The sequence below is a fragment of the Priestia sp. P5_B4 genome, assembly GCF_056400385.1.
In genome coordinates this window covers 1-10,721 of the sequence record NZ_JBFULJ010000011.1, presented here as the reverse complement: position 1 = coordinate 10,721, position 10,721 = coordinate 1, and the positions used below count along the sequence as shown (strand labels likewise).

General features: G+C 36.7%; 9 protein-coding genes and 1 tRNA gene. 1 reads left to right on the top strand and 9 read right to left on the bottom strand.

The window, feature by feature from the left end:
* Window positions 1–25: 25 nt before the first annotated feature.
* The 7 genes from AC1DRF_RS02990 to queG all read right to left on the bottom strand — a co-directional run bounded on the left by AC1DRF_RS02990 (window position 26) and on the right by queG (window position 8,694).
* On the bottom strand, window positions 26–979 hold the full coding sequence (locus AC1DRF_RS02990) for a cation diffusion facilitator family transporter (protein ID WP_080781585.1): 954 nt from the start codon (window positions 977–979) through the stop codon (window positions 26–28).
* Between the two features lie 87 nt (window positions 980–1,066).
* Window positions 1,067–2,098, bottom strand: coding sequence for a DUF3231 family protein (locus AC1DRF_RS02985; protein ID WP_477740313.1), 1,032 nt, complete (start codon window positions 2,096–2,098; stop codon window positions 1,067–1,069).
* Window positions 2,099–2,202: 104 nt separating this feature from the next.
* Window positions 2,203–3,417, bottom strand: coding sequence for a sporulation protein YhbH (gene yhbH, locus AC1DRF_RS02980; protein ID WP_272911289.1), 1,215 nt, complete (start codon window positions 3,415–3,417; stop codon window positions 2,203–2,205).
* Between the two features lie 288 nt (window positions 3,418–3,705).
* On the bottom strand, window positions 3,706–5,601 hold the full coding sequence (locus AC1DRF_RS02975; RefSeq protein ID WP_013055179.1) for a PrkA family serine protein kinase: 1,896 nt from the start codon (window positions 5,599–5,601) through the stop codon (window positions 3,706–3,708).
* 458 nt (window positions 5,602–6,059) lie between these two features.
* Window positions 6,060–6,533, bottom strand: coding sequence for a tRNA (uridine(34)/cytosine(34)/5-carboxymethylaminomethyluridine(34)-2'-O)-methyltransferase TrmL (gene trmL, locus AC1DRF_RS02970; protein WP_016762878.1), 474 nt, complete (start codon window positions 6,531–6,533; stop codon window positions 6,060–6,062).
* Window positions 6,534–6,597: 64 nt separating this feature from the next.
* Window positions 6,598–7,485: an amidase domain-containing protein gene (locus tag AC1DRF_RS02965; RefSeq protein WP_097824837.1), complete on the bottom strand. Its 888-nt coding sequence runs from the start codon at window positions 7,483–7,485 to the stop codon at window positions 6,598–6,600.
* Between the two features lie 72 nt (window positions 7,486–7,557).
* Complete coding sequence (gene queG / locus AC1DRF_RS02960) at window positions 7,558–8,694, bottom strand: tRNA epoxyqueuosine(34) reductase QueG (protein ID WP_477740312.1); 1,137 nt, start codon at window positions 8,692–8,694, stop codon at window positions 7,558–7,560.
* Window positions 8,695–8,823: 129 nt separating this feature from the next.
* Between queG and AC1DRF_RS02955 the strand changes: the two genes are divergently transcribed.
* Window positions 8,824–9,489: a B3/B4 domain-containing protein gene (locus tag AC1DRF_RS02955; protein WP_427077048.1), complete on the top strand. Its 666-nt coding sequence runs from the start codon at window positions 8,824–8,826 to the stop codon at window positions 9,487–9,489.
* A gap of 115 nt (window positions 9,490–9,604) precedes the next feature.
* On the opposite strand, the gene AC1DRF_RS02950 is transcribed toward AC1DRF_RS02955, so the two are convergent.
* Together AC1DRF_RS02950 and AC1DRF_RS02945 are read right to left on the bottom strand one after the other, a co-directional pair.
* A tRNA-Gly gene (locus tag AC1DRF_RS02950) sits at window positions 9,605–9,678 on the bottom strand.
* 461 nt (window positions 9,679–10,139) lie between these two features.
* On the bottom strand, window positions 10,140–10,721 hold a 582-nt coding region (locus AC1DRF_RS02945; RefSeq protein ID WP_477740311.1), incomplete at its 5' end, for a hypothetical protein.

The following is a 10,721-nucleotide window of genomic DNA, read 5'->3' as shown; positions in this document are numbered from 1 at the left end:
AGCGGAAAATTTTCGCTGCGTCTTTTTAATCTGGATAATAAGGATTCAAATGGATTAATACTTCCTGAATATTATCATGCTTTTTCATAAGTGTTGCTTTGATTTCTCGTCCTAAATCATGACCTTCCTTAATTGTTTTAAAGTGGTCAATTGAAATACGTACATCCACTAATATGTAATGGCCATGTTCTCTTGCTCGAACGCGATCAATCCGCTTCACATCTTCAAATTCATAAATGCTTTCTTCAAGTTCTTTCAGTAGCTCTTCATCAATATTGCCTTCCATTAAGATTTGAAAAGACTCTCCCATCATTTGTCTGGCAATGTTAAAAATTAAATAAGCAACAAAGATGCTTGCTATTTTATCTCCGTATAACAGCAGTTGAACATTCATTTTATCACCAATAATCGATAATAAAACACCAATTGCCGCTGCAATAGAAGCAACAATATCTGCTTTATGATCAAAGGCAATTGCCTCAATTGCCTTACTGTGGTGCTGCTTCGCTACGTTTAAAGAATAACGGTACAACAATACCTTTGCTATGTATGAAATAACAGCAATCCACATGGCTAAAATATTTGGAGATTCAACCGGATGGAATAAACCAACGACTCCTTCAAATACCACATAAAATGATACAAGTAATAAAATAATTCCTACGATTCCTGAGACAATCACTTCTGCTTTTCCATGTCCATATGGATGGTCATCATCTGCTGGTTTATTTGCTACTCGTATAACCAACAAGACAATAATAGAGGCAAATACGTCCGCTGCAGAGTGAATACCATCAGCAAATACAGCATCACTATTTCCAATCCATCCTACTATTACTTTTCCTAGCGTAAGGGCAATATTGCTCCATACGCTAATCCATGCTACTTTTTTCGCAATGGACTCCCTTATACTATTGTTCATTTGCACACCTCGACTTACTTCTTGAAAAATCAGCTTTTTTATCTTATCACTGCTCATTCAAGTGGGTCTAGAGCAATCTATTTTCGCTTAGCTATATATGTTTCAGTACCGCAAAATTACTGATAACCGACAACATACTCCTTATTATTTCTCCGCCAACTTCTTACGGTCTGTTGACATTGGAGGTTCTTCCATCCAACCTTGCTCAATCATAATCCGAATTCCATCTTTTCCATACTTCCCTATACGCCCGATTAGCTGAGAAAATTCTAATGCGACATCCGAACGGAACGACATAGACAAGCCAGCACCACAGTTATCAATAGCGATCGTCACCGCTGTGGAAGTATGATACATCATCAGTTTATCTGAAAACGGTGAAATCGTTGAGTTGGTTACATACGCATCAAGCAGACGCGGACTTGGTAGGTCAGCTTCAGACAATAACTCAGTGAATTGCTTGATTTGCTTACTCGCAAGCTTGACTCCATCAAAAAAATAAGAGCGTAATTTTTGTGTGGTAGCTACTTGACTAAATGCCAGCATCAGCGTTTTACCTAATACATTTGTATTAACAATTTCTTGAATAGCCGTAACCTCCAAAGAAGTTAGAGGATGCATTTGAGAGAAAAATGGTGATATAAACGTTTTATGATCCACAAAATTTACTTTTACAGGATAAGGAATAACCGGAGGTCTCATCAGCATGCTTTTTCTTAAAATAACGTGGTTAGAATCCTCTAAAAGACTGTCGCTTTCTTTTACACATCGAGACAGGTGATCATAAATATCTTGCCTTCTCACTGCGCTTAGGGCTCTGGCATATTTTTTCATACCTCCAATTGCCATTTCATTTACATAAATAGCCATAAAAATATCATCAAATAAAGCAGGAACTTCTTTGTTCACATCTTGTTCCCCAAAACCTACTGGTATTGGAATTTTTTCCGAACTGAATAATTCCGTCAATTCGTCTACATGAGTTTGTGAAATCTGATGGGCTCTTTTTAAGAGATCCTTAATCTCGGCATCTTTTACAACAGATAGAAAATACCCAAGAACACATACATACAGCGTATCGCCTAAATATTGCGCCCATAAGTAACCTAACTCAGCTGCGTTCAACCGCTGATTTTGTTGATGTTTTTGCATTTCGCTCTTTATATTTTCGTTCATTCACTTATTCTCCTTTTGGATAAAGTCGTACTTTTACTATCTCCAAAGAAGCGCTGAATAAACCGCATAAAAAAGACCTAGATAACAAGTCTAGGCCTTTTAGGTTAAGCATATTTCTGGTCTTCTGTTTCTTTTCTAAAAAAGCTTTTCATCGCGTGAAAAACGTCTGATTTTTGTTTTAAAATAAAGTGTCTAAAACTTTCGTCTTGAATATTTTTGTACGCAGACATTAAAGTGGAATGTCGATTGTACTGATTCACTTCCCCATATCCAAACATATTTGACACTTTCATTAATTCATTTACTAACTTTACACACCTTGCGTTATCTGAAGTTAAGTTATCGCCATCTGAAAAATGAAACGGGTAAATATTATAGCGGCTCGGATCATACTTTTGGTTAATTAATTCAAGCGCTTTTCGGTAAGCAGATGAACAGATAGTTCCTCCGCTTTCTCCTTTAGAGAAAAAGTCTTCTTCTGATACTACTTTTGCCTCTGTATGATGCGCAATAAATTCAATTTCCACTGTTTCATATTTCGTACGTAAAAAGCGTGTCATCCAAAAGAAAAAGCTTCTTGCCATATACTTTTCCCATATGCCCATCGAACCGCTCGTATCCATCATAGCTAAGACGACTGCTTTCGATTCTGGCTTTATAACTTCATTCCACGTTTTGAATTTTAAATCCTCCGGATAAATAGGATGAAAAGCAGCCTTTCCTGTCATTGCGTTTCGCTTGTAAGCGCTCATCATCGTTCGTTTTTTATCGATATTCCCCATCAAACCTGTACGTCGTATATCATTAAACTCAATGTGCTCCACAACAATTTGATCAGATTCTTTTCGCTGAAGATTAGGCAGTTCTAATTGAGCAAATAAAGCCTCTTGAAGCTCCATAAGAGACACTTCTGCTTCAAAGTAGTCTTCTCCAGCCTGGTCCCCTGCTCCTTGACCTTTTCCTGCTCCTTTTTGACCATCTCCAGCAGATCCATCACGTGCTACTACATCCCCAACTTTACTGTCTCCATCACCTTGACCCACATGTTTGTTTTTATCATAATTGTACCGAATTCGATATTCATCCAATGATTTGATCGGAATTTTAACAACTTCTCTTCCATTGGACATCACGATATTTTCTTCTGTAATTAAATCCGGTAAATTATTTTTAATTGCTTCTTTAATTTTTTCTTGATGTCTTTTTTGATCATCGTGGCCTTTACGATGGAGGGACCAGTCTTCTTTTGAGACAGCAAAACTTTTATCTACTTCTTTTCCCACGCTATTCCCCTCCTTATTTAAAAAACACCTGCACATTTTTACTCGGCATGCATAAGCTATACCGAAAGTTTCTGACAAATACCTTTAGTTCAAAGGTTGGTTACTCTTATCCTATGCGCAAGAATGGTATACTTGCTAACTAATTCTTTCACTATTAACTATTCATTTTATAGTGTCTAGTGTCATGTATATGTTTATGACTTATCATATGATGGTTAAGTGCAATGCGTACTACACATTAGCCTAATTATGCAGAGTTTATTTTAAGAGATAAGAAAAACATGGCACAGATCGGAAGTGCCATGTTTTCTTGTTAGTACTGAGTTATCGATTTAACAAACTTCCTACATAGCGCAGCAGTTCATTAGCAGATACTGAATTGTATCCATGCTCATCAATCAATCGAGCCACTACTTCATTTACTTTCTTCAGCTGCTGCTCATCTGGTGTTTTAGTGGACGTTGTAATTTTCACTACGTCTTTTAAATCCGCAAACAATTTTTTCTGAATGGCTTCGCGTAAGCGCTCATGGGAATTATAATCAAATCGTTTTCCTTTACGTGCATAAGCCGAAATACGAATTAAGATTTCTTCGCGGAATGCTTTTTTTGCATTTTCTGAAATACCAATTTGTTCTTCAATTGAACGCATTAATTTATCATCTGGATTTAACTCTTCTCCTGTTAGCGGATCACGAAGCTTATTTTTGTTGCAGTATGCTTCGACATTATCTAAATAATTATCCATTAATGTTTTAGCGGACTCTTCATACGAATAAACGAACGCTTTTTGCACTTCTTTTTTAGCAATTTCATCATATTCTTTACGCGCCAGAGAAATATAATTCAGGTAACGCTCTCGATCCTCAGCAGAAATAGATGCATGCTGTGCTAGCCCTTCTTTCAATGAACGCAGTACATCTAATGCATTGATTGATTTAATATCTTTTCGAATGATGGTAGATGAAATGCGATTAATGACATAACGAGGATCAATACCGCTCATTCCTTCATCCGTATACTCTTTTTGTAACTCTTCTACGTCTGCATCGTTATAGCCTTCTACAGATTGACCGTCGTATAGGCGCATTTTCTTTAATAAATCGATATCGCCTTTTTTAGGCTCTTTTAATCTCGTTAATGTAGTAAAGATAGACGCAATACGTAACGTATGAGGGGCAATATGAACATCTGATACGTCACTTTCACGAATCATTTTGTCATAAATTTTTTCCTCATCACTCACTTTTAAGTTATATGGAACAGGCATTACAATAATTCGTGAATGCAAAGCTTCATTTTTCTTATTGGAAATAAACGAGCGATACTCTGTTTCATTTGTATGCGCTACGATTAATTCATCTGCACTAATTAAAGCAAATCTTCCTGCTTTAAAGTTTCCTTCTTGGGTTAAAGAGAGTAAATGCCATAAAAATTTCTCATCACATTTTAACATCTCCTGGAACTCCATCATTCCCCGGTTTGCTTTATTAAGCTCTCCGTCAAAGCGGTAAGCACGCGGATCTGACTCAGATCCATACTCTGCAATTGTTGAAAAGTCAATGCTTCCTGTTAGGTCGGCAATGTCTTGAGATTTCGGATCAGAAGGACTGAACGTTCCAATTCCAGTTCGTTTGTCCTCTGAGAAGAAAATGCGTTCGATAATGACGTCTTCAATTCTCCCGCCATACTCTTCCTCTAATCGCATTGTATTTAAAGGAGATAAGTTTCCTTCGATTCGGATACCATACTCTTCAAAGAAGTCTTTACGTAAATGATGTGGAATTAAATGCAGCGGATCTTCATGCATTGGGCATCCTTTAATAGCGTAAACAGCTCCTCGATCAGTAAGCGAATAAGCTTCAAGCCCTCTTTTTAACATGGTCACTAGCGTCGATTTACCACCACTTACTGGACCCATTAAAAGTAAAATACGTTTACGAACATCTAAACGCTTTGCAGCTGGATGAAAATATTCTTCCACCAAGCGTTCTAGCGAATCTTCAAGTCCAAACATTTGTCCACTGAAAAATTTATAATGTCTTTTACCATTTACCTCTTCAATTCCTGCATCCTTTATCATGTTGTATACTCTAGAGTGTGCAGGCTGAGCAATTAAAGGCTCATCTTTAATCAGCTTTAGGTACTCTTCAAATGTCCCTTCCCACTTAAGACGATTCTCTTCTTCGCGGTATCTTTCAACTTTCTTTAATATATCCATTAAAGGACCTCCCCTACTAGTTATGGTGCTAGTGAACAAGATTAATACAATCTATGCAGCAAAATGTTTGAACATGCTTTTTAAATTGTAAAATTCAGAAATTTGTCCTTGCTAGGCATTCACAGTAAAGTATTTATTAGCTATAATAAAAGAGTAAGAAGGAACGGCTAAACTTTGTTAGAGAACTTATGTCTCTAGAAGAGTTATTTTGTCATTATTATCATCATGAGATATGGGAAGTCGGTTTTAACTGCAGTAGCTATATAATCCTTTTAATTAGATTGAGGAGGAAAATCAATGCGCTTACTTTTAGTATTAGGAGTAACAATTGCTTTTTTAGCATCCATCTTCAGAGCGGGATACAATGATAAACCGGGCGTTAAAAAATAACCACTACATATCATCGTCGACATAAATAAAAAAGCGAGGTTCAATAAAATTTGAACCTCGCTTTTTACTTAAGATAAACCAGCATAATTTTGTTGACGCAGCGCTTCATAGATTAAAATAGCTGCTGTATTAGATAAATTTAAAGAACGAACATTTTCTGTCATCGGTAAACGAAGACATCTTTCCATGTTCTCTTCAATAATGTGCTTTGGCAGACCCTTTGTTTCTCTTCCAAATACGAAGAAATGATCCTGCTCTAAGTCACTATAATCAAATGTTGTGTGTGGCTGCTGACCAAATTTTGTGATGAAGTAGAAACCTGCTTCAGGATACTTTTCGAATACTTCCTCTAATGAATCATGATACACCACATTTACAAATTCCCAATAATCCAATCCAGCTCGCTTTAACATTTTATCATCTGTTGAAAAGCCTAACGGACGAACTAAATGCAGCGTCGTATTTGTTGCTGCACATGTTCGCGCAATATTTCCTGTATTTGCTGGAATTTCTGGTTGAAATAACACTACGTGTACTCCCACAAATTTTCACCTCTGCTAACAAATCTATTCATCATTATACCACTAACTTGCTAAAACGAAAGACTTACCGATCAACGATATGGAAAAAATCATACTTAATCTTTGGCGTGTAAGCCGTTGAATCTTCATAAGCCCAATATCTCATTCGACTATTATACGTGTTCGCATTCACAAGAGGCATACCGTGACCGTCTTTTGCTACAACAATCGTCGTATGATTCCATCTTCCATCTCCTTCAAAATCGTAGCAGATAACGTCTCCCGGGACAAGTTCGCTTGCTGAAGATTTCCTCACAGCCCGAAGTCCTGATTTGGAGTTACTTAAATAGCTGTGCATGGAATGAGCAACTGCCCAGCTATAGCTCCAGGCGTTCCCTCTCATCCACCATCCGTTTGCTTTTTTAGGATATCCCCGCATCGGCGCCTTTCCTGCATGCAAACACTGTGAAATATAGTTGGTGCAGTTTACCTCAAACTGCTTATAACTTTCATTAGGTTTATCCCAATGTTTTTCTGCATACTGAACAGCCGCAAGACGATCATAATAAGAGGCTCTTTCTTCGTCTTCCTCTACTTCTTCTACATCCATTTCAACCTCATCTTCAGAAAAACCCTTTACCAGCAGCTCATCTTGAATAAGCGTATCTTTATAAAAAAGAGCTAAACGATCTTCAATTTCTTCTTCTATATAGAAAAAATCGTTTTGTTTTAAAAATGCCTGAATGTGCACCTTATATAATACTCTTGTTTCTTCCTGATCCGTATGAGCAGATTGAATAGAACCTTTCATATTACATTTTAAAACATCAACTTCTCTTTTTTTTATAAGAGACCGCTTTAGCTCACACTGATGTTCAATGAAAGGCTTAAAGTCTTCATGAAGCTCACCTTTTACATAGCTGTCCGCACGCGCTTTAATTAAAGTATATAATACATTCCTTTTTGTTAGCATAATGTCACCACTTTTCTAAGCGTTTATTATACGCTATGACTCATTAGCTAACTTTATCAATAAAAATACGGTTTAGATCTCTTGAAGCATCTCTATACCTTTTGACATTTCTTCAATTACTTCTTGGTCCTTTTCTTTTTCTCTTAAGTTCATAAGTATATTTAACGCTTCTTTATCGCCAATTTTGCCTAACGCCCATGCCGCTGTTCCTCGAATGACAGGGCGAACGTCATTTTTAATTAATTCAATTAAATCTGGAACGGCGGTTTGATCTTTAAAATGGGCCAGTGCAATAATGGCATTACGCTGAATTGGCTTTTTCCCTCTCCAAGAACCGGAAACATGTCCAAATTTCTCTTTGAATTCACGATTACTCATCGTTAAGAGCGGTTTTAATTTAGGCTTCGCAAGTTCTGGGTCAGGCTCCATCTCAGGGTGAAAATGAAAGTCTTTTCCTTTATTTTCAGGACACACAGTTTGACATGTATCACAGCCATATAAACGATTGCCTAATTTACTTCGAAATTCTTCAGCTAAAAATCCTTTTGTTTGGGTTAAAAAGGCAATGCATCGCTGCGAATTCAGCTGACCACCTGTTACAAGCGCACCCGTAGGGCACGCATCAACACACTTATTACAAGTACCACAACCGTCCTCTATCGGTTTATCAGGAGGAAACGGGATATCTGTAATCATTTCTCCTAAATACACGTAGGAACCAAATTCAGGTGTAATAATGGCACAGTTCTTACCGCTCCAGCCAATACCAGCTCTTTCTGCTACAGCTCGGTCCGACAGCTCACCTGTGTCTACCATCGATTGAAGGATAGCTGCAGGTACTTTTTCTTTTATGAAGGTTTCAAGCTTTTGAAGCCTATCACGTAGAACCGTATGATAATCTTGCCCCCAAGAAGCACGGCAAAAGATTCCACGGCGATCTTCCTTTGTGCTCTTTGGTGCATCCTTTAATTTAGAAGGATACGCAAGTGCAATTGAAATAATCGATCTAGCTTTTGGAACAACTAATGTGGGATCTACTCTCTTTTCAATATCAGGTTCTTCAAAGCCTGAAGCATAACCTAACTCTTGCTGTGCTAACAATCGATTCTTTAACTCATCAAACATGGAAGCACTCGCAAATCCAATCTTATCGATTCCAATCTCTTTGCTGTATGAAATAATTTCTTCCTTCAACTGATACGCATTCATAGTGAATAATGGCCTCCTTTCTAAGAAATTCTATATATTCATGCATTGAACTGTTTTCTCACTCAATGAAATGATAGGATGGTATCTATAAACGAACAAATACTAATTATAATAGAAAGGATCAAAAAAATGAACTTTACATTATCGCCCGCTATTAAACAGCTTTGCCCTTCTTTTAAAATGGGAATCATTCAGTATAAAAATATTGAAGTTGGTGATTCTCCTCAAATGCTAAAAGGACGTCTGCGCCTCTTTCAAGAATCCATTTATTTTGACCTTGAGTCAAAAAAAGTAACAGAATTCGAAGGTGTTAGCGAGTGGAGAAAGCTTTTCAAAACATTTGGAACTGATCCAAGTAAATACCGTCCTTCTATAGAAGCTTTAATTAGAAGAATAGGAAAACAAACGTATTTGCCTTCTATCAATTCTGCTGTGGACATTAACAACTTTTTTTCATTGCAATATGAAGTCCCAATTGGAATTTATGACTCCTCTAATTTAGAAGGCCCCATCGAATTTACTATCGGTAAAAAAGAAGAGTCTTATGAAGCTCTAAATGAACGTAATATTTCTTTAGAAAATAAAATCATTTCAAAAGATACCCTAGGAGCTTTCGGAAGCCCTTATGTCGATTCTAACCGAGCGTACGTAACTGAAAAGACAACACAAGCTGTACAGTTCATTTATTTAAAGCCTTCACTTTCAGAAGAACAGGCTTATAAACTAACTAAATCCCTAAGTGACATGTTCATTCAAATTCACGGCGGCGAAGCCACCTATCAAGTCATTAACTGATGTACGTAAATATAGCGTCTATCTTGAAAAGATAGACGCTATATTTACGCTAAAAATAAAAAACGCAACATCTCAGCTTTGAAAGCGAGACACTGCGTTGTGATAACAATATGTATGGAGCGGGTGATGAGAATCGAACTCACGACATCAGCTTGGAAGGCTGAGGTTTTACCACTAAACTACACCCGCAAATATTATCAAAATTTGTCGACCGATAAGTAAAAATAAAAACAAGAATCATCCTGTCAAGTAAAGCTAAAGTACCGATGGTCGGGGTCGAACCGACACTCCCGAAGGAACACGATTTTGAGTAAGTTCCTAAACCGTCATAATAGTAGACAACTTGTGAACTACCGTGATATTAACTGATATTCAACAGTAAGTAGTTATTTATCAATGAATCACTTCATACGACCTTCGAACAATATTTATTATATTACCATTCGACACAGATTGCAACCCTTTTTTAAAATTAATGTTACAATGTTAATTTTCTCTTAATATATCCCTGCTTCTATGGAGGTCTACAAGCGAATTATCTTTTTACTGACGCACTGTTGTTCATCTAATTTCGTTACAGGACGATATAGAGAAACGGTAAGGTGCTAGAATACTATCCAACACCTTCAAATAAACACATTTCTTCTCGATTAACCTATAGGTTGTGCAATTGTATCCTCAACTGCAATTGTATTTTCATTTATAAAACTTTCTAGCTGATCTTTGAAGAACACGAGTTTTTCCGGATGTTTCTCCAAAACTAATGATGCAATTTCTATACCATGACGAACTTTATTGAAACTTAATTTATATTCGCTAAAAAGCATTTCTAAGACTTCGCTACCAACAACATTTTTTAATGGAACCTTCCTTTCTTTAGGAAAAAGTTTTCTATTTTCTGTTTGTGACAAGATTTCTGCTATTAACATCTTCACCTTTTCATAAGAAGTAACTTTAGAACCTGCATCAATGTTTATTACTTCAGCTAATTCTTCGTAACAGTCAAGGAGATAATTCTCAAATTCCCTTCTATCTAAAATAATTATATTTTCACCATACTTCTCTTTTAATTCTTTAACCTTTTCATCATCTTTTTCATCTAAGTCTATTATAATTCTATAGGGAATCGGGCTTTTAGATACTCCACCTAGAATTAACTGTAACTTATCGTGATTCCTAGCCATTGCAGATTTCTTGGTAAATTCATTTCCTGTACCGCCCATTTTTAAAAC

What these genes read in the sequence shown, in the direction of transcription:
- AC1DRF_RS02955 (WP_427077048.1), top strand. Translation starts at nt 8,824, where the DNA reads ATGAACTTTACATTATCGCCCGCTATTAAACAGCTTTGCCCTTCTTTT.
- AC1DRF_RS02965 (WP_097824837.1), bottom strand. Translation starts at nt 7,485, where the DNA reads ATGCTAACAAAAAGGAATGTATTATATACTTTAATTAAAGCGCGTGCG.
- queG (WP_477740312.1), bottom strand. Translation starts at nt 8,694, where the DNA reads ATGAATGCGTATCAGTTGAAGGAAGAAATTATTTCATACAGCAAAGAG.
- yhbH (WP_272911289.1), bottom strand. Translation starts at nt 3,417, where the DNA reads ATGTGCAGGTGTTTTTTAAATAAGGAGGGGAATAGCGTGGGAAAAGAA.
- AC1DRF_RS02975 (WP_013055179.1), bottom strand. Translation starts at nt 5,601, where the DNA reads ATGGATATATTAAAGAAAGTTGAAAGATACCGCGAAGAAGAGAATCGT.
- AC1DRF_RS02985 (WP_477740313.1), bottom strand. Translation starts at nt 2,098, where the DNA reads ATGAACGAAAATATAAAGAGCGAAATGCAAAAACATCAACAAAATCAG.
- AC1DRF_RS02990 (WP_080781585.1), bottom strand. Translation starts at nt 979, where the DNA reads ATGAGCAGTGATAAGATAAAAAAGCTGATTTTTCAAGAAGTAAGTCGA.